The following is a 25457-nucleotide window of genomic DNA, read 5'->3' as shown; positions in this document are numbered from 1 at the left end:
ATAAGAGTTTGGCTTATGGGTAAACCATTTTGGAGAAGTGTTGAATACTTCTTCACGGGGAACTATTCCGCCGATGAGGGTAACAATGACATTGTTGCTATCGGGTTTGGCGGAAATATTCATGCCTACGGAGGCGATGACCACATTAAGTTGGGGTCTATCGGGGCGACAATTTATACCGGCGAAGGAAACGACACGGTTTCAGCCGGTGCTGGCTACCTCAGGGTAGATGATACTGGTGGCAACCTGACTGTGCGGGGCGCTGCCGGGTATGCAGATATCAATAAATCCGGTGATGGAAATATTTCCTTCGAAGGAGCCGCAGGTGGTGTCGATATCGAGCATACAGGTCGTCACGGTGCTGTAAATTATTCCGGTGCTGCCGCGTATAATCACCTGGTTCGCAAAGGTGAGTCTGGAGGCATGACCTTCAGTGGGGCAGGTGGTTATAACCGTCTCTGGCACGAAACCAATGATGGTGATTTGTCTTATAGCGGAGCAGGTGCTGCCAATAAAATTGATCGCACCTGGTTCGATAAATATCAGGGCTCTCACGGTAACATCTCGTTTTATGGCGCAGGGGCTGCTAACAGCATCAGCTCTCGTGTAGAAACCGGTAATATCTTCTTTGCTGGGGCAGGTGTTGATAACCACATTGTCCGACGCGGTAAAGCGGGTGATATCACCATGAGAGGTGCCGGAGCCTCAAACCGTATCGAGCGAACCCGCCATGCTGAAGATGTGTATACCGAAACCCGTGGTGACATTGATTTCGAAGGGGTAGGCGGATACAACAGTCTGTACTCTGATGTTGCTCACGGCAATATTCACTTTACCGGTGCCGGTGCTTATAACACCATTACCCGTAAGGGCGCAGGCAATGAATTTTCAAGTGAAGGTCTGGATACAGCCAAAGCGGAAAACATTGCACTTACCACGGCGACCATGAGTGGTAGCTGGATTGGCTATAACCAGTCGGTTACCGGCATTAAGTCGACAACAGAACCTAATACCTACCTGTTTGCGTTCACAGATAAACACTATACCAAAATTAACAAGGTTCAACTTTCTAACGATCCTCAGACAGGCAAGTTAAAGTACTATTCGACGGCCTGGTATAAAGAGGGGAATCATTTAGAAAATCTTGCCGATAAAGATATCTCTTCTAGCAATGGCTTTACTGCCATTAATCAAAATGGCGCGTATACGCTTTCTGATCTGACGTTTGAACATCAGCAGCCAGTGACGATCCATGCGGTAGAAAAAGACCTGATTGAAAACCAGTGGGTGAGCTACGGTGACGGCACGTTGATTGATGCGGCGGACGTGACGCTGGCTGATGCCAAAATGAGTGGTCACGCCATTTATGCCGATGGTACTGCTGTTGACGTGTCAGCAGTGAAATCTAACTGTAAAGCTAATACTTACGTGTATGCCAAGAAGCTTGGTGCCCATACCAAAATTGTTGTGGTTGAGCTGGCTAATGATGAGAAAACCGGTGAGCTGAAGTATCTGGCTAAGGCTTGGTACAAAACTGGCGACCATATGGCTGATCTGGCCAATGCTGATATTTCAACCGCTAACGGTTACCACGAGATGGGAACCGGTGGTTATTCATTGAGTGAGTTGCAATATAGCGTTAATGCGGTGCGCAGCACATCTGAACATGTTGAGCAGATGCAGGAATACAGTGAGCAGGCACTGGTTGAGTCAGCGAAGGTTGACGGCGAGAGCTCCGGTGATGTTCGCTTTGAAGGCGCTGGTGGCGGCAATGTCATTAATTCCAACGTCACTCGCGGTAACGTCTACTTCAGTGGCGGCGGTATTGCCAACGTTATTCAGCACAGCTCTAAGTTCGGTGACACCGAGTTTATTGGTGGCGGTGCAGCCAACGTTATCGTCAAGAGCGGTGAGCTGGGTGATTTGACCTTCCGTGGTGTCGGTCTGGCTAACGTGCTGGTTCACCAGAGTCAGCAAGGCAAGATGGATGTGACAGCCGGTGGTGCGGTTAACGTGCTTGTGCGCGTTGGTGACGGTCAATACCTGGCGCACCTGCTGGCTTACGGCAATATCTCGGTACACAAAGGCAACGGTGACAGCCAAGTGGCAATGCTGGGCGGTTACAACACCCATACTCAGGTGGGCAATGGTAACGCGACCTGGATGGCTGCCGGTGGTTTTAACGTTATGACCCAGATGGGTAATGGCGATATTGCCTCTGTGCTTGCCGGTGGCGCCAATGTGCTGTCGAAAATTGGTGGTGGTGATCTGATCGCCGGCATGCTTGGCGGTGCTAACGTCATCACTCATATCAGCGGTGATGACGAATCTTCCGATACGACAGCGGTAGCCCTTGGCGGCGCGAATATCCTGACCAAGAAAGGTAAGGGGGATGCGCTGGCTGTGATGGGTGGTGGTGCCAACGTACTGACGCATGTCGGTGACGGTGCGACTACTGGTGTGATGGTCGGTGGTGCTAATGTTTTGACCAAGGTCGGTAACGGTAACACGACCGGTGTGATGCTGGGTATCGGTAACGTGCTGACCCATGTCGGTGACGGCCAGACCCTCGGTGTGATGGGGGCGGCAGGCAATATCTTCACCAAAGTCGGTGACGGTACATCGATCGCTGCTATGGTTGGTGCCGGTAATATCTTTACCCATGTTGGTGAAGGTGACGCCTGGGCGCTGATGGGCGGTTTGGGCAACGTATTTACCAAGGTTGGCAACGGTAATGCACTGGCGCTGATGGTGGCAGAGGCCAATGTGTTTACCCATATCGGTGACGGTATGTCGGTAGCCTTAATGCTGGCTAAGGGCAATATTGCGACCAAGGTCGGTAACGGTATGACGTTGGCGGCGATGGTCGGTAATGCCAATATCTTTACCCATGTTGGTGATGGCTCAACCTTTGCTGCGATGATTGGTCAGGCCAACATCATGACCAAAGTCGGTGATGAACTGACGGCGGCGTTGATGGTCGGTAAAGCGAACATCATGACCCATGTCGGTAACGGCACCAGTATTGGTATGTTTGCCGGTGAAGCAAACATCATGACTAAGGTCGGTGATGGTACGACACTGGCTGCAATGTTCGGTAAAGCCAATATCATGACCCATGTTGGTGATGGTCTGACAGGGGTACTGGCGCTGGGCGAAGCGAATATCGTGACCAAGGTTGGCGACGACTTTATGGGCGTGGTAGCCGCGGCTAAAGCGAACGTAGTGACTCATGTCGGTGATGCGACCACAGCCGCGGTTCTGGCTGGTAAAGGCAATATCCTGACTAAGGTCGGCGAAGGTACAACGGTTGGCCTGCTGCTGTCTGAAGTCGGTAACGTGATGACCCACGTCGGTGACGGCGCGACGATCGGTTTTGCCAAAGGCAAGGCGAACATCATCACTAAAGTCGGTGACGGACTGGGCATCAATGCTGGCTGGGGTAATGCTAACGTGTTTACTCATGTCGGTGACGGTGACCGTTATAACTTCGCCAAGGGCGAAGCCAACGTGATCACTAAGGTCGGTGACGGCCAGGAAGTGTCCGTTGTTCAGGGCAAAGCCAACATCGTTACTCATGTCGGTAATGGTGATGACTATACCGGTGCCTGGGGGCAGGCGAATGTGATCACCAAAGTCGGTGACGGCCGTAATGTGGTGCTGGCGAAAGGTGATGCCAGCATCGTTACCCAGGTGGGTAATGGTGACAGCTTCAATGCGTTGTGGAGCAAGGGCAATATCGTGACCAAAGTGGGTGATGGTATGCAGGTGACCGCAGCGAAAGGCCAGGCGAATATCACTACCACGGTCGGTAACGGCCTGAGTGTGACGGCGGCATACGGCGACGCCAATATCAACACCAAAGTCGGTGACGGTATTTCGGTTAACGTGGCCTGGGGCAAGTTTAACGTCAATACCAAAGTCGGTGACGGCCTCAATGTTGCGGTGATGAAAGGTAAGGCAAACGCCAATATCCACGTCGGTGACGGCTTGGGCATCAATGCCTCTTATGCGCAGAACAACGTGGCTATCAAGATTGGTAACGGCGATTTCTATAGTCTTGCTGTGGCATCGAGCAACACCGATAGCAATAAGCTGTCCGCACTGTTCGACAACATCAAGCAGACCGTACTGGGTGTCGGCGGTAGTCAGGCAATCAATCACCTGGTTCAGGGTGATGACGCCACAGCTTCGGGTTCCCGCAAGGGTAAAGGCGCGATTGATCTGGCAGAAGTCTCTTCAATCGATGGCTTCAATATGGATGAAATCGATGAAGTCAGCACTGATCTTGGCGATAGCCTGAGCAGCAGTGTGACTGATGTTGAGACGCCGGAACTGGATCTGATGCGTAGTGACCTTAATGTCGAAGACGCGCCGGATACAGAGCAAAATCCAAACTTAATCACTAACGGTGGCTTTGAGCAAGGTCGACACGGCTGGCAGTCAACCCACGGTATTGAAGCGGATTACGCCGCGAACGTATATGGTGTTGATAGTACTGGTCATGGTTCTCGAGTTACTGAGCTGGCAACGCACACAAATACCACCATCTATCAAGATATTCAGAACCTGGCTGATGGCGAGGTCATTTCACTGAGCTTCGATTTTGCGAAGCGCGAAGGCATTTCAGCTGACAATGGCATAGAGGTTATCTGGAACGGTAATGTTGTATTCTCAACCTCTGGCGATGAGTCGGCTTGGCAGCAAAAAACATTGAAACTGACGGCACAGGCCGGCAGTAACCGAATTGAATTTAAAGGCACAGGCCATAATGATGGGCTGGGTTATATCTTGGATAACGTCGTTGCGAAATCTGAGATGCTACAACATGCCAATGCTGTCAGCGAACATGCCGAGCAGAATGAAGCCGCACAAAATGCGATGGGCGACAAAGAGCGCGCAGAAGCAGACCGTCAGCGCCTGGAGCAGGAAAAAGAAAAACAACTGGTTGCTCTGTCAGGTTCGCAATCTCAGCTTGAATCTACTGATCAGGATGCATTGGAAAATAACGGTCATGCACATCGCGATGCAGTGAAGGATGAAGCCAATGCGGTAACTGAAGAGCTGACCGCAATGGCTCAAGGCCTGGATGCGCTGAATAACCATGCTGATTATGAAGGCAAATCCGGTAACAGCTGGCGCGAGCACTTTGCCGGCGGCATCCTTGATGGTGTTCAAGGGCAACTGGATAACATGAAAGATGTTTCTGATGAATACCTTTCACAGGTTTTGACAGCGATTGCAGATAACCAGAAAAATGTAAAAGAGGCGGTAGCTAAATCAGAAGCCGGTGTTGCACAAGGTGAACAGAACCGCGCAGGAGCCGAGCAGGACATTGCCGATGCCAAAGCAGATGCAGAGGCTCGTAAAGCAGAGGCATTGTCTCAGCAAGAACGTGCCGAGCAGGCTGAGCGCGATGCCCACAGTGCATCTGATGATGCGCAGTCTCGTGGTGAGCGCGACAGTGCTGCTGCCGAGAGCAAAGCATCTCAGGCGCAGGCAGATGCAAAAGCTGCGAAGCAAAATGAAGGCGATCGCCCTGAGCGCGAAGGTGCCGTAGGTAGTGAGCTGGCTGGCAACGCCTACGATGTTCAGGGAGCAGGTGAAACGGCAAGCCATGTCGATGCTAAAGCTCAAGCTGAGGCTGATGGAAGATTCAACGAAGATCTGACAGAAGAAGGCCTGACAGAAGAAGAGCAGGAAGCTTTGGAAGCAGCGAAGGAAGCGGTTAACCAGCTGCAAATTAATGCTGGTACTCGCTCACGCGACGCAGGGGTAACTATTTCCTCTATGTTCACGCAGGCACAGACCAATAGCATTGTTGTACCTAACGCGAGCGGGGCTGATGCTCTGGGACGTAAGAGTCAGGAGATTTCAGGTGTGAACCTGGAAGCGCTGGGGGATGTGGCTGATGCGTCGGGGACAGTAATGAAAGCTGTCGACGGGTTCGGTTTCTTACTGTTGGATGCAGATGACACCAGCTTTATCGACTCGACTAAGCGTCACCTTGGCAAGCTTTCAACGGATCTGCCAAGTAAGGAGCTGAAAGCGGTTCGTCGTAACATTCAGTATGTTCAGCGTATGCCATCTGAAGATAACCTTGCCGCATTGGAGCAGGCGCTACAGAAGTGGCAGGAAAAAAATCCGAATGAGTTTGCCCAGCGCAGCGAGCTGGTTAAGCCACTGCAGTTTGAGATTGTGTCGCTGCAAAGCCATATTCAGGCAAGCCGTGCTAAGGACGCTGATGTCTTTGGTATTGCAATCGATCCGAAAGCTGCCGAAGCGTTTGAGTCCAAGGTGGTATTTGACGGTATTGGCCGTGTAGCTGGTTTGGTTGAACCGCTGGCAGAAGACGAGATCAGCCGCTTGCAATCGCTTGAAGTGGTTTCACCGACCCAGACGAATTCAACGTCGGAGCGTGAAGCGGCGAAAACCGAGAGCGAGAGCATTGTTGAGTTCGTTTATAAGCTAGGGCAGGTCAATGTTGCTGAAGCTGATGTCAGTGAAATCAGCCAGCTGGCGGAGCAAGCCAAGGCGCTATGGATGAACGGTAACGTAACTCAAGAGAGTGCTGTTGCGCTGTTTAGCGAGGCTCATGATAAGCTGGCGGCTCATCCAGAGCTGCAAACGCTGGCTGGTAAGTTGCTATCTGATGCACAGAAAGAAAAAACAACAGGTCAGTACCTCGATAACTTGTTTGGCCGTCGTTTCGATTCTGAAATTGCCCATGAGCTGGTGAAAACACCGACAGAGCAGGCTATCAATACCTCGGTTCAGATCGGTACCAGTCTGGTTAACGATTTCGATGAGTGGATGCATACCCTGCTACCGGATGCGGCAGATGACGCCCTGCGTGATGGGCGTATCCAGAAGAAAATGGAAGCGTTCGCCAAAGCGGTCAACAAGGACGCGCGTCCATGGTTCAGCCGTGTGCCGACCCTGACTCAATTTCTTGAAACGCCGAACTACGACAACTTCAAAACTATGATGATGCAAGTTGATGATGGTTTCGGGGTGATCAAAGTCCCTTTCCTTGCGGTGAAAATGGCGATTACTCCTGGTCTGGGTATGGAAATGGCACCATGGAAAGCTGAAGGCGATCGCTTCTATCAGAATGTGATCACTAAGGCTCGTTCAACCAGTGCTGTGATCTCAACAGGTGTTGATGGTGAAAACCAGGTTAACCTGATTGAGAAGAAAACCAGTGACTACGGTACAGCGCTTCACTACCAGCCGAAAGGTGATGCCTACGAGGACTTCCAGGAAGGCCGCAGTGTGGCCGATGGCCGAATTCTTACTCCGGGCAAAGAGACAACCTTTGAAAGCAATGCTCTGAACAATGGTTTGTCGGTAGTGACGGGCGCATCGGGTTCGACCAACATCATGATGCACCTGAATCAGCACCTTGCGAGCAAGAATCCAGGGTTCTCTGTTGATCAGGCGTACCTGAACACCCTGGCGTTCCTGGTCTTTGATGGCGGTCACTCGGTCAACGAGAGCCTGGCTGTGTATAAGGCGCTTCAGGAAACCGGCGATGATCGCAAAGCGGTACTGGAAAGCTATACCGCCAACTATCAGGATCTGGTAGAGCTGGTCGGTGCTGACTCCGAGGGTGCTGTGCGCACTGCGCTGGACAATGCCTTTGAGAAAACACTCGAGTTCTACAAAGAGCATGCTCATTCCGCATCAGAGGAGCTGGTAGCGCTTGGTGGTAAGCGTCAGCACCAGCGTGAGCTGATGAATGAATCGGTAGCGATTGATAATGATGGCACACCGGCTTGTGATAAATCCTCACTCAGTCCGCTGACCCGATTCTTAAATGATGAGCTGTATGGCAGCAAAGAAGATCGCCGGAATACCGGTGAGATCACCCAGGCGCTACTTGATCATGCTGTGACAAAAGGTGAATCGGATAAGGTGACGCTGAAAGGTGATTCTGGCCGATTGACGGGGTATTTCCATCACGGCAAAACAGCGCAAGCGGGTGAGCAGGATTCTGAAGCATCGCAGAAAGTCGTCTTGTTCCTGCATGGTTCTGGTTCTTCAGCTGAAGAGCAGGCAAGTGCCATCCGTAATCATTACCAGAAACAGGGCATGGATATGCTGGCTGTTAACATGCGTGGTTACGGTGAAAGTGATGGTGGTCCGAGCGAAAAAGGCCTCTATCAGGATGCCCGCACCATGTTCAGCTACCTGGTGAATGACAAAGGTATCGACCCTAGCAATATCATCATCCACGGTTACTCAATGGGTGGCCCGATCGCGGCAGATCTGGCGCGTTATGCGGCTCAGAATGGCAAAGCTGTTTCCGGCTTGTTGCTGGATCGTCCGATGCCGAGCATGACCAAGGCAATTACCGGTCATGAGGTTCCAAACCCGGCGGGTATTGTAGGAGCCTTGTCTAAGGTGGTTAATGGTCAGTTCTCGGTTGAGAAGAACCTGAAAGGCTTGCCGAAAGAGACGCCAATCATGCTGCTGACCGACAATGAAGGTCTGGGCACTGAAGGCGAGAAGATGCGCGCCAAGCTCACCGTTGCCGGCTATAACGTGACGGGTGAGCAGACGTTCTACGGCCATGAAGCAAGCAATCGTCTGATGAGCCAGTATGCAGGGCAGATTGTTTCTGGTCTGTTCGACGCTAAGTCACAGGATGGTGGTATCGAAGTTCTGAAAGGTATTAAGAGCGATCTTCAACGCTATGGCGAAGCGCTCAAACCTGATAACTCTAAACCAGGCAAAGCTAAAGATATCCGTGCCACAAAAGACTTCTTGGGTGGTTACAAGCAAGGTTATGCCGATCAGGTGGTTGATGGCTTCCGTTCGGATATGAGCATCAATCAGCTGGTCGACCTGTTGGTTAAAGGTAACTGGACGGCAGAGCAGAAAGGTGCCCTTGCATGGGAAATTGAAAGCCGTGCTCTGAAGGTCACTTTCCAGCCTAAGGTTGAGAAGTTTAACCGCCTGTTCCGTGATGTTGCCTCTGCCGGTATGGCTGATAGCAAGGCAAGTGAACAGCTGGCACCACAACTGTTACTGCTGAACCTGTCGAATGATGGTTTTGGTGGTCGTTGCGACCCGCTGTCCAAGTTGGTTCTGGTGGCGAAGCAGCTTGAAAATGATGGTCAGGCAGGGGTTGCCGGCAAGTTGCTGGAGAAGCTGTATTCCGCCGCGGCGGTACTGAGCAATCCCGATCTTTACTCTGAAACAGAACGAGCCAATGCTGGTAAGCTTCTGGGCAGCCTTGCCGCTCTTCATGCCAAGAATCCGATGAACGAAACCTCCATCAAAGTGTGGCAGGAAAAGCTCGAAGGTAAGCAGGCGCTGACGGTGAACGGAGTTGTTGACAAGATCACCGACAGTGCAGCCGACGGTCAGCCGGTATTGCTGGAGCTGGATGCGCCGGGACACGCAATGGCAGTATGGGCCAAAGGCAGTGGTGAAGACCGTGTTTACGGTTTCTACGATCCGAATGCCGGTGTTGTCGAGTTCTCATCAGCAGATAAGTTCGGCGCTTACCTGAACCGTTTCTTCGGTAAGTCAGATCTGAACATGGCTCAGAGCTATAGGCTGGCGAAGAATGAAGCGGGTGAAGTGGTCTTCAACCGTGTCGTTGTTATGGACGGCAGTGTGCTGGCGACCTATAAGCCGACACTGGGTGACAAAACAACAATGCAGGGCATTCTTGATCTGCCGGTGTTTGACAGTACTCCAATGAAGAAGCCTGTCGGTACTGACGTTGTCGAAGGTGCGAAAACACCTGGTCAGGAAGAGGCGCTGGCTGGTACTAGTAGTAAGGCTAACAACCAAGATGTTGAGTCTTGGGAACAGGTAGCTGTAACGCCGAAGGCTGACGGCGGTGAAACCCGCTTTGACGGCCAGGTGATTATCCAGACCGAAAATGATCCGGCAGCAGCGAAAGCGGCGGCGAATCTGGCTGGTAAGCACCCGGAAAGCAGTGTGGTGGTTCAGCTTGATGCTGATGGTAACTACCGTGTGGTTTACGGTGATCCATCTCAGTTGGCAGGCAAACTGCGCTGGCAGGTAGTGGGTCATGGTCGTGATGAGTCCGAGAACAACAACACGCACCTGAGTGGCTACAGTGCTGATGAACTGGCGGCTAAGCTGACCGAATTCAACAAGAAGTTTAATCAGGACTTCAGTCAGGCTGAAAATATCACCAGCAAGCCGGAGCATATCAGCATCGCCGGTTGTTCACTGGTCAGTGACGATAAGCAGGAAGGCTTTGCCCGCCGCTTTGTTACAGCGATGGATGAGCAGGGTATCCGCAGCGATGTGTCAGCCCGCAGCACTGAAGTGGCTGTTGACTCGACAGGCCGTAAGCATACCCGTGATGCCAACGACCAGTGGGCTCATAAGCTGACTGATAACAAGGTCGTGCTGAGCTGGAACGAGCAGGGTGAAGTCGTCGCTCGCAAAGAAGCGATCCGTAATGGAATCGCGGAAGGCGATATTGATCTTACCCGTGTTGGCCAGAGTGACAGCGATGCACCTGATCGTGGCGCAATTGCTGATAATGACGATGTCTTTACGGCACCGGAAAAACGCAAAAACGCGCAGGATACAGCATCAAGCGGTTCTGACAGCAAGCTTAGCTATTCTGGCAACATTCAGGTGAATGTCGGTAATGGTGAGTTCACTGCTGTGAACTGGGGAACCTCGAATCTGGGTATCAAGGTTGGTAACGGTGGCTTTAAGTCGCTGGCCTTTGGTGATAACAATGTGATGGTTCACGTTGGTAACGGCGACAGCAAGCACAGTTTTGACATGGCAGGCTACCAGGCGCTGGAAGGCGCTCAGATGTTCATCGGTAATCGTAATGTGAGCTTCAACATGGGCCGCAGTAATGATCTTATCGTGATGGCTGACAAGTCGATCCCGACACCACCAATGGTTAATCCGTTTGATGGTGCATCGCGTATTTCTGGTGTGTTGCAGGGCATTGCCCGCTCAGGTGAAGGTCAGGATTGGCTGGCTGCTCAGGAGCAGCAATGGACGCTGTCTGGCGCGGAGAAATTCGTTAACGATATGTCGGGCCTGGATCAGACCAGCAGCGTGGATTACACCACACTGGTTGAGCTGGACTCACAGAATGAACGCAGCAGCCGTGGCCTGAAGAGTGACACCGAAGCGGCGCTGAACAAGCAGTACAACCAGTGGTTGAGCGGTAATGGTGACACTGACACCAGCAAGATGAGCCGAGCGGACAAGTTCCGTCAGGCAAATGAGAAGCTGGCCTTCAACTTTGCGGTAGGCGGTCAGGGCGCCGATATTCAAGTGACGACAGGTAACTGGAACTTCATGTTCGGTGACAACATTCAGTCTATTCTGGATACTAACCTGGGTTCACTGTTCGGCCTGATGACCCAACAGTTCTCAGCAACGGGCCAGGCCAAGACGACGTTCACCTACAACCCGGAAGACTTGCCTCGTCAGTTGAAGAACAAGCTGCTGGGTAAACTGGCTGGTGTTGGTGCTGATACGACACTGGGCGACATCTTTGGCGTAGACTACAGCGCTGGTGGCCATATTGTGTCGCGCAATGGCGAAGCCGTGGATGGCGTGGCGATCCTGACAGAGATGCTGGAAGTGATTGGCGAGTTCAGTGGTGATCAGCTGCAGTCTTTTGTTGATCCAAGCAAACTGCTGGACAGCCTGGAATCGAGTATCGACATGGGTGCAGAAGGTATCCAGTCGTTTGCCGAGACCCACGGCCTGAAAGAAACAGCGCCGGAAGGGGAAGAAGAAAAGTCCTCTGTATCGGTTAATGGCGAAACTGTCGAAGCAGCTGTGCCGGAAAGGTCGGCTGCTGAGTCTGAGGCTGACAGTTCAGAGCAGGAGCGCGCATTTGGCTTTAATGCTCTTAACTTGCCGAACTTGTTTGCAACGATTTTCAGCCAGGATAAGCAGGACGAAATGGCGTCGCTGGTGACTAACCTGAAGGAGAACCTGACGGCTGATCTGCTGAATATGAAGGAGCAGACGTTTGACTTCCTTCGTAACAGCGGTCATCTCCAAGGTGATGGTGACATCAACGTTTCACTGGGTAACTACAACTTCAACTGGGGCGGCGACGGCAAGGATCTGGGTGCCTACCTTGGCGATAACAACAACTTCTGGGGCGGTCGCGGTGACGACGTGTATTACGCTACGGGTACATCCAACATCTTCACCGGCGGTGAAGGTAATGACATGGGTGTCCTGATGGGGCGTGAAAACATGATGTTTGGCGGTGACGGCAATGATACGGCGGTGGTTGCCGGACGTATCAACCATGTCTTTATGGGCGCGGGTAATGACAAGTCGTTTGTGTTTGGTGAAGGTGGCGAGATCAATACCGGAACCGGCCAGGACTATGTGGTGACATCCGGTAACTTCAACCGTGTCGATACCGGTGATGATCAGGATTACTCGGTAACTATCGGTAACAATAACCAGGTTGAGCTGGGCGGCGGTAACGACTTTGCCAATGTCTTCGGTAACAATAACCGGGTTAACGGCAGCGCAGGCAACGATGTTGTTAAGCTGATGGGCTACCATGCGGTGCTGAACGGCGGTGAAGGTGATGATCACCTGATCGCAGCCGCGATCTCCAAGTTCAGCCAGTTTGACGGCGGCGAAGGCCGTGATCTGATGGTGCTTGGCGGCTACCAGAACACCTTTAAGGGTGGCGAAGACGTTGACAGCTTTGTTGTGAGCGGCGATGTGATCGACAATCTGGTAGAAGATATCCGCAGTGAAGATAACATCGTCTTCAACGGTGTTAACTGGCAGAACCTATGGTTCGAACGCAGTGGTTATGATCTGAAACTGTCAGTTCTGCGTGATGATAGTACTGATACGGTTCAGGACCAGTTCGAAAGCGTAGGTGCTGTGACGTTTGCAGATTACTTCAATGGTAATCGTGCTGAACTGGTTATTGGCATGGGCGAGAAAGATGCAGCCGGTGAACGTGAATACACGGCACTGTCTGACAATGCCGTTGATGCGCTGGTTCAGGCCATGAGCTCTTTTTCACCGACTGCCGGTGACAATGGCTTTATCGACAACCTGGACAGCAAGTCTCGCGTTGCAGTGACAACAGCATGGGCTGATGTCACTAACGGCAAAGGCGCGATAGCTTAAGCTTTAATTAACATCAGGTTGAAAGACTGAAATAAAATCAAAGCCGTTTCCTTTCGGGGAGGCGGCTTTTTTTGTTTTTGCAGTTTTTTGTTCGTAGATGGTTGTTTTATATCGAACAACTCTACAGGCTGATGACTTCTTCCTGTTTGTGGTAGATGCCGATCAGATCATGCATGGTACCGATACGACCTACGGCTAGTTTGTCTTTGATACCGAAGAAATCCAGGCAGGTGCCGCAGACGATAATCTCAGTGCCTTTTTCTTCTAGCTTTTGTAGTGCGGCTAGTGCATCAGCCCCTTCCACACACAGTTTGGCGGCGGTGTTCATGAAGAAGATAGATGCCGGAACCTGCTCATAGTCGGAACTGACATTGAAGAAGGCATTCATCAATTTGTGACCTATCACATCATCGCCTTTGCCTAAAGTATCAGAGCCTACGACATAAGATTTTTGCTTCATGATTTGTTCGCCGGCAAAGGTGGCAATAATGGTTTGTCCTTCTTCTGCCTGAAGCACTTCACAGGTAGCGCCATGCTGAGTCAGGGCTTTGATGAGCGTTGTGGTGTTTTCTTGCTCTGAGCTGAGGATTTCCAGCGAAGCCAGTTCTTCTGCCTTTAATGCCTGCTCGAGAAGAGTAAGGGCTTGATCCTGGTTGATACCACGAACATCAATTTTGTTGTGCATAATGTTTTACTCCATCGATCAGTTGTCTTGTATAGATGTGGGTGAAGGCTACGGTCAGCTGTTTCAGCTTTGCGGCCAGATCCTGGCAGTCGCAGTTTTCCAGTACGAGGCAAAAGCCGCACTGTGAACTGATTGCTCGTGGTGCTGAAATCAGGCGGGGTGCCATCTCTGCCTTTTTCAGTGCACTTTCAGCTTTTAGCGCAAAGTGGCTGGAGGTGAAGGTGACGATGTAATCCATCGCCGTTACTGCTGACGCTGTCATAATGTTTCCTGTTACTGATTTTGCGATACGGTCTGCTGGCCAATAATCGCTGCGCCCAAAGCTCCGGTCAGTTGCGGGTTGCGGGGCGTTGTAATGGTTGGATCACCGACTTGGGTACGGATGGCTTCCAGTACGCCGGGATTTTGTGCCACCCCGCCGGTAAAGACAATCTGGCCATGGAATCCCACTTTACGCCCGAGTGAGACGACGCGTTTGGCAACCGAGCGGAATACGCCGCGTAGAATTACCTCGGCTGGAATGCCACGGTGCAACAGGCCGATGACTTCGGATTCGGCAAAGACGGCGCACATGGATGAGATCTCGCAGATCTCATCGCAGGACAATGCCGCCTGGCCGATTTCTTCGACAGGCATATTCAGGGTGTGAGCCACCATTTCGATAAACTTACCGGTTCCGGCGGCGCAGCGATCATTCATGACAAAGTCGGCCACTTTACCCTGTTCGGATACCTGTACGACTTTGGAGTCCTGCCCGCCGATATCAATAATTGTTCTGACGTTCGGACAAAGGAAGGCCACCCCGGCAGTATGACAGATGATTTCCGACGAGGCTTTATCGGCCAGCTCGAAATAGTTCCGCCCGTAACCGGTGGCAATCGTCATTGCGACGTCTGATCGGGTCATATGATTGGCGGCAAGCATTTCAAGGTACGTTCGCTCGGTATTTTCCTGCGGCGCGGAGCCACTTAAGGTAACGGCAGAATCAAGGATGTTCTTGCCATCAAAGAGAACGAGTTTGATGGTTCTTGAGCCGATATCGACGCCACATGTGATCATTGGGTTAGCTCCAACAGGGTTTGTACGCGGACCTTGAGCTGTTCACGGTCCGAGCTTGAATAATCGGTTTCAACTTTCATGTACGGCAGTCCCAGCTCATTGCGTACGAAATCATGGATCAGGACAGATTCAACGTTGTAGGTGTGGCAGGCCTGCCATACCAAGTCGATAACAGCATTGGCTTGATAATCTCGGGCTAGAGTGCGCAGCATCTCCTCTCGTTTTTGGTTCGGTGTCATGCAGGAGCAGGGGATATTGAAGTGCTTGCGAGCGATGGCTTCCAGTGGATCACCCTGTTCGGAGACTTCTTCATAGACGCCTTTGATACCGGAGCAGGCTTCCTGAACAACGACAACACCGCCGCACTCTTCGATAATCTCAATTAGCTTTTCTGTGCCATGTCCGGTAGGACAGCCGGTCAGCAGGATGCGAGGTGCGTGAACAGGGGCAGCTTGATAACCCTGATTGATTCGTTCTTGTGCCATGGTCAGGAAGTTTTTCATCTGCTCCTGATGCTGGTCGTATCCGGCAACACGATAACGTGTCTGGGCAACTTCATAACCGGAAACGATCGAAGGTTTGTGCTTACCCAGTTTCTGGATAGCCAGGATCAGGCGGCGTTCTTCGTTCATGGCTTTGATCGCATCACGTAATTTCTGTTCGGTGATTTTGATCTGGAAGGTTTGTTCCAGTTTTTCCTTCAGCTCTTCCACTTCAGCCAGCCAATGTTTGAAAGCACGCTCTTCGTTCGGCTTTTGGGTTAGCTCAAGCACATGCATGTTTTTGTCACGCGAAAGAACTTCATACATTTTCTTTTTGCCGTCGCAGGTGGTTTCCGCAACTAGCAGGTCGGAATCATTGAGCAGCGGGCAGCCGCCTGTCAGGGCATAGCCGAAAGACGATTTGATCATCGGACACAGGTTGGCAGGTAACAGAGTTTCGGCATGACTGATGGTATTCTGGCTGGTGCCGCACAGGCAGATAGGCACCGCATCGGCAGCGAGGATCAGATCGCGCGGAGTGAATTCACAATAGAAGCCGACAATGCCACGTCCTGCGGCCTTTTGCTCCGAAACATAGCGGATCTCATCGGAGATGGCGCTTTTGAAATAGTCGAGAGCTGAAGTGTCGGGGCTTTGAGGATGTGGTGGTTGTACCGCGGTATTGCTCATTGCCATCATTGCATTCCTTTGTTTCTTATATGAATTATGAAAGTTGGTGCCAGTCACCAAACTTTTAATGATTAATGTGAAGCGATTTGCTCGATCACAGTGATAACCTGACTAATGTCATCGGCTGTTGTAAATGCGCCGACACTCAGGCGGATTGTGCCGTCAGGGAAGGTACCCATGGTCTTGTGTGAAGCAGGTGAGCAGTGCAGTCCGGTGCGACAGTAAATTTCGTGGTCATAGGCCAGCATTTCATCGATTTCACCGTTGTCCTTGCCTTCGATAATCAGTGAAACCACACCGACACGCGGCATTTCAGCTGTCGGGCCGAATAGTTTTACGCCGGGGATGGTATTTAGCCCTTCAAGCAGCTGTTTTGTCAGTTGCTGCTCATGTTGACGGACAGATTCCACACCTTGTTCTTCCAGCCAGCTGATACCAGCATTTAAACCGGCAATGCCGGGCAGATTAGGAGTCCCGCTTTCAAGTGCGTCAGGCAGAAAGTCCGGTTGGATTTCCAATTCTGAATTACTGCCGGTGCCGCCGGTAATGAGCGGCGTCAGGCCAGCTTCTTGTGCTCGTGAATTTAAGAGCAGGCCACCGATCCCCATAGGGCCAAGCAGTCCTTTGTGGCCGGTGAAAGCAAGAAAGTCGATATTGGCAGCGTTCATATCTATTGGAATGGAACCGGCTGTCTGGGCGGTATCGACCAGAAACAGACGGTTTTGCTCCCGGCAAAACCTGCCGATATCTGCAATTGGCTGTAGGGTGCCAAACGTGTTGGAGCCATGGTTGATTGCTATCAGTTTTGTTGCCGGTGTTATGGCGGCAGCAATGTCTTTGACATCGATCAGCCCGGTTTCAGAGTCGCAGGGAATGCCCGTAACTGTGATGCCGTTTTGCTCCAGTTGGCGCAGCGGGCGCATCATGGCGTTGTGTTCCATGCTGCTGACGATCACTTCGTCTCCGGCTTTTAGTAACCCTTTGAGTGCTAGGTTCAGTGATTCTGTAATATTGCTGGTGAAAATAACTTGCGAAGAATCTTCTGCATGGAAAAAACTGAGCAGTCTTTCCCGTGTTTGAAAGATCAGTCGGGCACCGTCATTGGCCAACGGGTGGCTGGCCCGTCCGGGATTTGCGCAACCATGGCTGATGAAATGGGTCATTGCATCAACAACGGAGGCGGGCTTAGGGTTACTGGTGGCTGCGTGATCAAGGTAAATCATGGTTACAACATCTCTTATCCAATACCGAATACCTTTTCTGCAAGGCAGAAAAGCGCGGCCTGATTCAGGGCGCGCCGATTATAGTCTTGATTTAGAAAGTAAATGTCAGTGAGCCTAGTCGCATATCTTTGATTGTTCGTAGATAGCGATTACTGATTGTTGCTACATTTGTCGCAAATGTGTCGTAGTTGTTGCGCTTTGGTGGGTGCAGTAACAATATTGAGGAAGGAGTTTGTTTGTGCTGGCATTATTTTAATTGTTTAAAGAGTGAGCATGCATCATGAGTATATTGATATAATTATCAGAGCAAGATCAAGTTTTTGACAATTATTCTCATTTGGACGATCTGTGCAATGTATCGCCTCACTGTATCTCAAAGGGCTTTTGTTTTTTTGATTATCCCTTGCGGGTATGGTGAGTCCTGCCGTTATTTCTCTGGGTGTTTAGGGGGGTGTTTGTAGCTGTATTTTTCAGCTGTATTTATACTGGTCTGTCCTGTTCGTGCCTGTATTGATGCATTTTAATCAAGCTGTTAGGTTCTGGGACTGTTCCCATAGGACGGATGAATAATGAATAAAAAAATATTGATGCCTGTTATTTTGGGCTTTTCAGCAGCGACAGCGTCTGTTTCAGCCTCTGAGGTTGTTGAGAGCATTATTGTTGACGACGTTAGTTTGAACGGGTACGTAAAGAAGAGTTTTGAGGTTAAGTTCGAAAGCGAGCCTGAACTTTTCCCGTATGCTTTCCGTGGCAGCCGGGTGCAAATGAAATTGCTGGTTGAGCTGTTCCACAATTCAAACAACGGGAAAAAAGCTGCGCGTGTAGTGACCCTAGGTAGTGGTTATGTGCCAGGCAAACCAGGTGTCGAGCTGATCCATGATGCGCCATTGCTTGCCCGTTTTACGCAAAATTATCCAGTTGCGTTTGACTACAGCATCTACCAGGCCGGTGGTACACCAATTTTCGGTGATGACTACTCTCCGCAAAATGAAACTAATGATGTTTCTGTATCAACAACTACCGTTGCGCCATCAATTGGTTTGACTGCAACGGCTACACCGGGTGCGGCACCAAACTTTACCGGTACGCTGGGAAGTCAGTTGGGTGTGGCATATACCTCGCGCTATTCAAGCAAAGATTATGTTACGGCTGTAAAACCTTCGGTAGGCATGACACGCGGTACAGGTGTGAAGTGGACGACATCGTTAAATCAGTTATACACAAACGACTATCAGTACTATGGCAAATGGGCTGGTGTTTACCATTACACGGATTGTTATAACGAGAACTTGCTGCCGGAAGAAAACCTTCCGCGCTTGATTTACGGATTTAAGCCGAAGTTCCAGTATGTGTTTACACCTGAGATCGAACAGGGCACTGAGCCTAAAACGGAGATGATTGTCCGTGCTGGCATGAAGCAGGTTGAAGAAGGTTTTACTCGCGGTGCTTGTACGTGGTCTGACTATGGTACAGAGAGCCATTATACCGAGGCACAGGTTCGCTTCACAATTGATTGGGATAAGTTAGCTGTAAATCCGTACTAAGGGTTTATCGCTAATCTTTGTTCCGCTGGAAATTTGTTCTAGTTATTTATGCGGCCATGCTTCTGCTTAAGGCCGCATATTATTATCTGATCCCTTGCTTTACCTTCCATTAATTACCTTCTGATTTATCTCATTTTCCTGTTAACACGGGTTTTACTTATTAACAGTGATTCATAATGGCTGTGGCGTATTTGTGATCCCAGTCGATATTCCTTGAAATTATTGTTTTCTCTGTCACTAAAACCTCGGTCATGCATCACAATAATTACAAGGTTACTGTTAACATGCTGTTTTTAGGCTTTTTACATGGAAATAAGATGAGAGAAGTTGAGTTCAGGACAATCGATCGTCTGTTCGTCAAAATGTCTGTTAATGACAAATTCTGGCTATTGTTTTTAGCGATAACCGCTATTGTTGTTGGTGTATCCGGTAGCCACTATTATTCTGCACTGGAACGTGTTGAGGCCGCATCTATGATGCGGGCTGAAGCACAGGTAACGACTGCGGTAAATACCATTCAGGCGTCAGGGTTAAGTAATGATGCTCAAGCGCAGGTTTTAGCGCAGCAGAATATCCGTTTGGTCACGGATGTCGTAAGAGCGTCACGTCAGAATGATGTCTTGACCGTGGCGGTACCAATGTCAGGCCAAGGTTATGCCGTGCTGACTCAGTCTGTAGGCGAGGCGGAAGCCGAAGCTAAATCACAAGCCTTCTCTCACTTTATTTATTCCTTATTGCTTTTGGCTCCGATGGGCCTGCTTTGCTATTGGCTTGCGACTTTCTTAGGTGGTGCCTTATGGGTGATGCACCAGGCGACAAGCCGTATTGCTGAGGGTGATTTGACTTCCCGCCTTGGTTTCCATGTTGGCCGTGACGAGTTTGGAATGATTGGTTTCGAGCTGGATCGTACGATGGATACGATTAGTGAGCTGGTTGAAACGGTTAAGGGCAGCTCGGCGACGTTGCAGGGCACAGCATCGACATTTGGCCAGGAGGCACAAAATTCCGAACAGCAGATCAGCCAGCAGTATGTGTCTTTGGATTCTGTTGCAACAGCAATGGAAGAGATGACGGCATCGGCCAAAGATATTGCCGGTATTGCGGTACAAGCATCGGATCAGTCAGATCAGGATTCAGTCAAAATCCAGCAGAGCAACGAGAAAGTGCAGAATGCCATTGTGGTGATAACCAAGCTGTCAGAGCAGACGGATGCCGCGTCAGCAACGGTGAGCAGCCTGAATGAGAAAGCGACCGCGATCAATGAAGTGATCACGACGATTAATGCGATTTCTGAGCAGACTAACCTACTGGCATTGAATGCTGCAATTGAAGCGGCACGTGCCGGAGAGCAGGGACGAGGTTTTGCTGTGGTAGCTGATGAAGTTCGTACTTTGGCCGGACGTACCCAGCAGGCAACGGTAGAAATTCAGGCGATGATCGACAAGCTTCAGGCTGAAACTAACGGGATCTCGCAGATCACCGCAGAGACACTTGAGCAGGCTTACCAGAGCCGTGAGGTGATCACTGAAATTGGTAGTGATGTGAATTACATTGCCGAGTCGGCCAAGCAGGTGATGGATATGAGTACTCAGATTGCGACAGCAGCGGAGCAGCAAACAGCTGTAGCGAATGATATTGCTTCTGAGCTGCATGATATTCGTAATCAGTCTAGTGTACTCCGCTCTGCAACTGAGCAGTCAGTGGCGGGGGTGCAGGAACTCTCGGCTGCAGCTCAGTCTTTGGGGCATATCCTGGAAAAATACCGTACTGCCAGTTAAGTAAAGTTGTTATAACGAATATATTCTTTTTGGATCAGTATCTTGAGGTTATTCGGATAGAAAAAGAGAATGCCAGCCAATGAAAATGGCTGGCATTTTTGTATCTGGCGTTATGGTTTTTATTGGTTTTTGGAAGCCAGTGATATGCAAACTGAGCACATAAGTGTGATTTTTTATGCGTGGTTAGTATGAACTGAGTCACTGCACAATATCGGGTTGCTTGCTAGTCTCAATAGGTAACCTGTATTTTTCTTCTGGTTACAATGCGTTAATACATGATGTATTTACAGAGGGAACGGCTTATGAATACTCAGTTGACAATTACCATTGCGGGTCAGGATCACCCTCAATTAATTAACCAGCTTGCTGCGAAAACCCATCAATTAGGTGGTAAGTGGCTAATCAGTAAAATTAACCGTCTGGATAACCAGATTGTGGGTATTATCAAAGTTGATATACCCGTGGAAGCTGCGCAGCAGCTGAAGGATGAGTTTAATCGCTTTCCTGAGTTGAATGCGCGGATTATAGATGTACCCCAGCCTGTGCCGCTGGCTAAATTTGAACAGCTTAAGCTGAAAGTTGAGTCAAACGATCGTTCAGGGCTGGTTAATGACCTGACCAATGTCCTTGATGATATCGGTATTGATATTGTTAAAATCGAAAACCACAGGATTGGTGTCCCTGATCTTGGCAAGACGTTGTTTATCGCCGAGTTGTTAGTGGATGTGCCTGAGGAAGTTAATGTGGATCAGTTGCTGGATGCCATGCAGCAGGTGGAAGAAGATATGCGGGTTAGTGTGGTTGAATGAAGAAAGTATTTGCCCACCGGGGGATGTCTGCAATTGCACCGGAAAATACGCTGGCAGCGTTTTCGTTATGCCAGCAACACGGTATCAAGTGGATTGAGTGTGATGTGGACATCCTGGCTGATGGCACTGTAGTGGTATCCCATGACGATACACTGGATCGCTGTACTGATCTCAGTGGCAGTTTGTATCAAATTAATAAAGCAGACCTGGCCGGTATCGACGCGGGGAGCTGGTTTCATGATGATTTTATTGGTGAGCCGATCCCGACCTTTGACCAGTTGATTGAATTGGTTAATAAGCATCAGATGAATATCAATGTTGAAATAAAGTCATGTACCGCAGGCTGGGGGATGACCGATAAATTGCTGACAAACGTGATTGTCGGACTGGAGAAACTGGACTCGGGGCGGGAGCTGATTGTATCAAGCTTTAACCATTTAGCTTTGGCTGAGTTTAAGCACCGACGCCCGCAAACAAAGGTTGCCTGTTTGTTCGAAAGTGCGACCCTCGGAGAGGATTGGGAATCCGTGCTGCAAGCTTGTGAAGCGGAATATATCCATCCTGAAGATCATAATCTAACGCAGGAAATGGTCGAACGTTTTAAAGCGGCAGGTTACCAAATCAATGTGTATACAGTGAACGATCTGGCTCGTGCCAACCAGCTCTTTAATTGGGGAGTCGATGGAGTGTTTACGGATATTGCTCACCGCTTTCCTTCGAAATACAAGCAAAGCTGAATAACTTCAATCAATTAAAAAAACGCAGGTTTCAGCCTGCGTTTTTTGTTGGAAGAAAACGTGGTTAGAACTCATGGTTCATTTTCTGCAGGTAACTCAGCAGATTACGGCGCTCTGTGTCGTCAAGTTTAGCGGTAATATCATGAGTCAGGGCAAGGTGCAGGTTGTCGTGTTCCTGGTACATCTCATGCCCTTTGTCTGTTAGCTCTACCAGGATTGAGCGGCGGTCAGACTCATGTGGACGGCGCAGGATCAGGTCTGAGTTGACCATTTTATCGACCTGAACAGTTAAGGTTCCGGTTGTAACACCGATTTTGTCAGCCAGGTCTTTCATTCGCATGGCACCGTGCACACCGAGAATTTCAACGATGTGAACCTGAGGCAGGGTAAAGCCTTTGTCCCTGACGACAGACTGCTCCCAGGAAGAAAGTTTTTCGTAAAACTCAATGATCGTGTGGTTTAACTGTTCAATCTCTTTCATTAAAAATCCGTTGTCAGTGTGCGTCCTGACACCTGTTTACTTCAATGGTCAGGTGGTTGAGTTTATCGAATTTTACCAGTAATTGCTTGTAATCCTTTACGGGTTTCGGTTCATGGCTAACCAGTGAAATCATAGCGGCATAGTGGTTAGCACTGACCTTCCAAATATGGATATCACTGATTTTGTTATCTGTGCCGATTTCAAGTGCTTCGATGATTTGCTGCTGATAATCATCATCGATATTGCTGTCCAGCAAAATTGGGCTGGTTTGTTTCATTAGTCCCCAAGCCCAGCGAGTAATGATGACAGCACCTACAATCCCCATAACGGCATCGAGCCAGTTGAATCCGTAATATTTGCCGAAAAGAAGGGCTACTATAGCCAGCAGAGAAGTAAGGGCATCTGCGAGTACGTGGAAATAGGCGGCTTTCAGATTGTGGTCATGATGATGGTGGTGATCATGTCCGTGTCCGTGTCCGTGTCCGTGTCCGTGTCCATGATCGTGATGGTGCTCGTCTTTAAGCAGGAAAACACTGACTACGTTAACGATAAGGCCGATGACTGCAACCATGATGGCTTCATTGAAATGGATAGTCTCGGGGGAGAACAGCCGCTGGATGGATTCAACCATCATTATCAAGGCTACCAGTCCGAGGGCGATGGCACTGGTGAAGCCGCCCAGCACGCTGACCTTGCCGGTACCAAAGGAAAAGGCCTTGTTATTGGTGTGCTTGCGGGCATAGCGGTAGGCAAAAATGGTGATCAGAAACGCTGCTGCATGGGTGCCCATGTGCCAGCCATCAGCCAGTAAAGCCATTGAACCGAATAAGGTCCCGGCAGTAATTTCGGCGACCATAGTAATGACAGTCAGCCATAATACCCAGAACGTATGTTTTTCCCCGTTTGGGTTGATAGACACGAAATCATGGGAATGCTGCCATTGTTTCAATGATTGTGAATGCACCTTGCTGCTCCGTATTAAAGTAGTTTGAATTTATTATAGCTTGGCTTTCAAAGTATACTTTCATCATATAGTTTGAAGATCAAGGTAATTTCAACAAAGCGTTATCACCCTATGGTCGTTTTTTCCATTCTTTGAATAGCAGGCTGTTTCACCGAGAGATGGCTTGCCTTGTGGAATGCAATTATTTGCTGTTGCGGAGAAGGGGGAAGGCCCTATGCTTTCATTTGAAGTGAGTTATTTTTACTCATGAATGGCAATGTGTATTGGATTTCGTTTTAAGAATGAAACAGAAAAAAGCGCCTTCCCTATGAGAGGAAGGCGCTCAATTAAATAGTTAGGCTTTAAAGGTGTAATTAGCCTTGTACCGCAGGGGCTGTAGCGGCTTCTGTTGTTGCCTCTACTGGCTGTGCAATTGCAGCAGGCTGTTTAACCATTGTTGGCTGTTCAGCTACTGTTGGTTGTTCAGTTACTGCTGGCTGTTCAGCTACTGCTGGTTGTTCAACTGTCGCTGGTTGTTCAACTGTCGCTGGTTCAGGAGCGATTGTTGGAACAGTCGCCTGAGTCGCAACTGGCGCAGCAGCAACCGTTGCTGTTTTCACTGGAGCTGCAGGCTGTACTGGTAGTACGGCTGGCGCTTGTTGGGCTGTGTGAAGCTTGGCTGATAGTTCAGCTACTTTCTTTTCAAGCATAGCGGTACGTGCTTTTTCATCACCCAATTTGCTACGTAGCTTTTGTTGAGCAATAGCAGACTCTTGTTCACCTTGCTGATTGGTTTTGATGAAGTCGACAATGTGTTTGCCCTGCTGGCTGATTGGCTGGTCACGCACATCTTCTGAACCTAGTGCCAGAGAAACGTTAAGTAAAATTTTCTCGAAGCTCAGGACATGACGCTCATAGTCTTTTTCAGGCATAGCCTTCAGTTTTTTCACGACGTTAGCGACTTGTTGCGCATGATTTAGAGAGAACATCGCTTCGTCGGCTTTATCGATAATCTGAGCGGTTGCACGTGGTTCTGCTGCAATAAAGGCTTCTGCGGCTTTTACTGCTGCAGCACCTTGAGCCAGCGTTTCAGGTGCATGCATACTAATACGAGCTGTTTTCAGGCGATTAAGCTCCGTTTGCGCATCATACAGATAGATACGTGTAACTGTGCGGACTTCCAGGGCGCGCTGCTTACGTACCAGCTCTGGCTGGCCACTGATGGCTCTTTCTGCATTTTCATCAGCAACGTAGTCAACAAGAGTTTTAATTCGTTTCTCTAATTGCTTAGCGGTTGTTGGGTAATATTTAATAGCGTCAATTTTATTTAATTGGGCACGGTAGCTAAGTGCTTCTTCTAATACTGTTTTTACTTCAGAACGAATAGCTTCCGCTTTATTTAAATGAGAATTAAATAAAGCAATGCTTTCTTCTGTTGCTTCAATATTTGTTGTTGAACTGAAGAAACCGCTGCTGCTGTTAGCTTGGCTTGGGTCTTGTGCATATTCTGCATAATATTCTTTTGCTTCAGCCAGTGCATTTTTTGCATCACGGACTTGAAGTGTTGCATACCAATCAAGTTTACTTTGAGTGGTTTCTTCAAGTTTTTTTTCTGCTAAATCAATTGATTGCTTAACATTACCAATCTGATTGGCAACTTGTTCCTGAGCTTGGTTTGTTTCTAAAGGTTGAGCCGTTGTCGACGCAGAATCAGATGCACACCCTGACAGTGCAACAGCTGCAGCAAGTGCTGCTATTTTAAATTCCCTCTTCATGAGGACTCCTTGATTGTGGAATTAAACAATTAAAATTTGTTAAAGCAGTTAGCGCTCTAATAATAATATACGCCGGAAGTATTCTAGATATATTTCATCCGAAGTTAA

The 25457-nt window shown here is 49.5% G+C and carries 13 protein-coding genes; 5 read left to right on the top strand and 8 right to left on the bottom strand.

Translation table 11 applies throughout. The features are described from left to right. Positions 1-15 precede the first annotated feature (15 nt). Positions 16-13143 (top strand): MARTX multifunctional-autoprocessing repeats-in-toxin holotoxin RtxA, encoded by a 13128-nt coding sequence (gene rtxA / locus Q0852_RS05190; protein WP_299014849.1) that lies wholly within the window; start codon positions 16-18, stop codon positions 13141-13143. Positions 13144-13264: 121 nt separating this feature from the next. On the opposite strand, the gene yedF is transcribed toward rtxA, so the two are convergent. The 5 genes from yedF to Q0852_RS05165 all read right to left on the bottom strand — a co-directional run bounded on the left by yedF (position 13265) and on the right by Q0852_RS05165 (position 17282). Further along, the gene (yedF, locus tag Q0852_RS05185; protein WP_299014846.1) at positions 13265-13828 is read right to left on the bottom strand and encodes a sulfurtransferase-like selenium metabolism protein YedF; all 564 of its coding nucleotides are present in this window, start codon (positions 13826-13828) and stop codon (positions 13265-13267) included. Continuing rightward, positions 13812-14090 (bottom strand): DUF3343 domain-containing protein, encoded by a 279-nt coding sequence (locus Q0852_RS05180; RefSeq protein WP_299014843.1) that lies wholly within the window; start codon positions 14088-14090, stop codon positions 13812-13814. Before Q0852_RS05180 ends, yedF begins: the two co-directional genes overlap by 17 nt. An 11-nt stretch (positions 14091-14101) precedes the next feature. Further along, on the bottom strand, positions 14102-14887 hold the full coding sequence (locus Q0852_RS05175) for an acyl-CoA dehydratase activase (RefSeq protein WP_299014840.1): 786 nt from the start codon (positions 14885-14887) through the stop codon (positions 14102-14104). Beyond that, positions 14884-16068, bottom strand: coding sequence for a double-cubane-cluster-containing anaerobic reductase (locus Q0852_RS05170; protein ID WP_299014837.1), 1185 nt, complete (start codon positions 16066-16068; stop codon positions 14884-14886). The genes Q0852_RS05175 and Q0852_RS05170 overlap by 4 nt, the downstream gene beginning before the upstream one ends. 62 nt (positions 16069-16130) lie before the next feature. Beyond that, on the bottom strand, positions 16131-17282 hold the full coding sequence (locus Q0852_RS05165) for an aminotransferase class V-fold PLP-dependent enzyme (protein WP_299014834.1): 1152 nt from the start codon (positions 17280-17282) through the stop codon (positions 16131-16133). A 569-nt stretch (positions 17283-17851) separates the two neighbouring features. Here Q0852_RS05165 and Q0852_RS05160 point away from each other — a divergent pair. The 4 genes from Q0852_RS05160 to Q0852_RS05145 all read left to right on the top strand — a co-directional run bounded on the left by Q0852_RS05160 (position 17852) and on the right by Q0852_RS05145 (position 22150). Continuing rightward, positions 17852-18826, top strand: coding sequence for a leukocidin family pore-forming toxin (locus Q0852_RS05160; protein WP_299014832.1), 975 nt, complete (start codon positions 17852-17854; stop codon positions 18824-18826). 317 nt (positions 18827-19143) lie between these two features. Further along, on the top strand, positions 19144-20604 hold the full coding sequence (locus Q0852_RS05155) for a methyl-accepting chemotaxis protein (RefSeq protein ID WP_299014829.1): 1461 nt from the start codon (positions 19144-19146) through the stop codon (positions 20602-20604). Between the two features lie 302 nt (positions 20605-20906). Then, on the top strand, positions 20907-21413 hold the full coding sequence (locus Q0852_RS05150; RefSeq protein WP_299014826.1) for an ACT domain-containing protein: 507 nt from the start codon (positions 20907-20909) through the stop codon (positions 21411-21413). Continuing rightward, complete coding sequence (locus Q0852_RS05145) at positions 21410-22150, top strand: glycerophosphoryl diester phosphodiesterase (protein ID WP_299014823.1); 741 nt, start codon at positions 21410-21412, stop codon at positions 22148-22150. Before Q0852_RS05150 ends, Q0852_RS05145 begins: the two co-directional genes overlap by 4 nt. A 64-nt stretch (positions 22151-22214) precedes the next feature. Here Q0852_RS05145 and Q0852_RS05140 read toward each other — a convergent pair whose 3' ends face one another. From Q0852_RS05140 to Q0852_RS05130, 3 genes are all read right to left on the bottom strand, one after another. Then, positions 22215-22631, bottom strand: a complete 417-nt coding sequence (locus Q0852_RS05140) for a MarR family winged helix-turn-helix transcriptional regulator (RefSeq protein WP_299014820.1) — start codon at positions 22629-22631, stop codon at positions 22215-22217. A gap of 13 nt (positions 22632-22644) precedes the next feature. Continuing rightward, positions 22645-23580, bottom strand: a complete 936-nt coding sequence (gene dmeF, locus Q0852_RS05135) for a CDF family Co(II)/Ni(II) efflux transporter DmeF (RefSeq protein ID WP_299014983.1) — start codon at positions 23578-23580, stop codon at positions 22645-22647. A gap of 368 nt (positions 23581-23948) precedes the next feature. Continuing rightward, on the bottom strand, positions 23949-25349 hold the full coding sequence (locus tag Q0852_RS05130) for a hypothetical protein (RefSeq protein ID WP_299014817.1): 1401 nt from the start codon (positions 25347-25349) through the stop codon (positions 23949-23951). Between the last annotated feature and the right edge of the window lie 108 nt (positions 25350-25457).

The sequence above is a fragment of the uncultured Photobacterium sp. genome (genome assembly GCF_947502415.1).
GTDB lineage: Bacteria > Pseudomonadota > Gammaproteobacteria > Enterobacterales > Vibrionaceae > Photobacterium.
Note: the sequence above shows the minus strand (reverse complement) of the source record. Positions and strands in the feature narration are given on the sequence as shown.

Coding starts and splice junctions, on each gene's coding strand:
- rtxA (WP_299014849.1), top strand. CDS start 16: ATGGGTAAACCATTTTGGAGAAGTGTTGAATACTTCTTCACGGGGAAC.
- yedF (WP_299014846.1), bottom strand. CDS start 13,828: ATGCACAACAAAATTGATGTTCGTGGTATCAACCAGGATCAAGCCCTT.
- Q0852_RS05180 (WP_299014843.1), bottom strand. CDS start 14,090: ATGACAGCGTCAGCAGTAACGGCGATGGATTACATCGTCACCTTCACC.
- Q0852_RS05175 (WP_299014840.1), bottom strand. CDS start 14,887: ATGATCACATGTGGCGTCGATATCGGCTCAAGAACCATCAAACTCGTT.
- Q0852_RS05170 (WP_299014837.1), bottom strand. CDS start 16,068: ATGATGGCAATGAGCAATACCGCGGTACAACCACCACATCCTCAAAGC.
- Q0852_RS05165 (WP_299014834.1), bottom strand. CDS start 17,282: ATGATTTACCTTGATCACGCAGCCACCAGTAACCCTAAGCCCGCCTCC.
- Q0852_RS05160 (WP_299014832.1), top strand. CDS start 17,852: ATGAATAAAAAAATATTGATGCCTGTTATTTTGGGCTTTTCAGCAGCG.
- Q0852_RS05155 (WP_299014829.1), top strand. CDS start 19,144: ATGAGAGAAGTTGAGTTCAGGACAATCGATCGTCTGTTCGTCAAAATG.
- Q0852_RS05150 (WP_299014826.1), top strand. CDS start 20,907: ATGAATACTCAGTTGACAATTACCATTGCGGGTCAGGATCACCCTCAA.
- Q0852_RS05145 (WP_299014823.1), top strand. CDS start 21,410: ATGAAGAAAGTATTTGCCCACCGGGGGATGTCTGCAATTGCACCGGAA.
- Q0852_RS05140 (WP_299014820.1), bottom strand. CDS start 22,631: ATGAAAGAGATTGAACAGTTAAACCACACGATCATTGAGTTTTACGAA.
- Q0852_RS05130 (WP_299014817.1), bottom strand. CDS start 25,349: ATGAAGAGGGAATTTAAAATAGCAGCACTTGCTGCAGCTGTTGCACTG.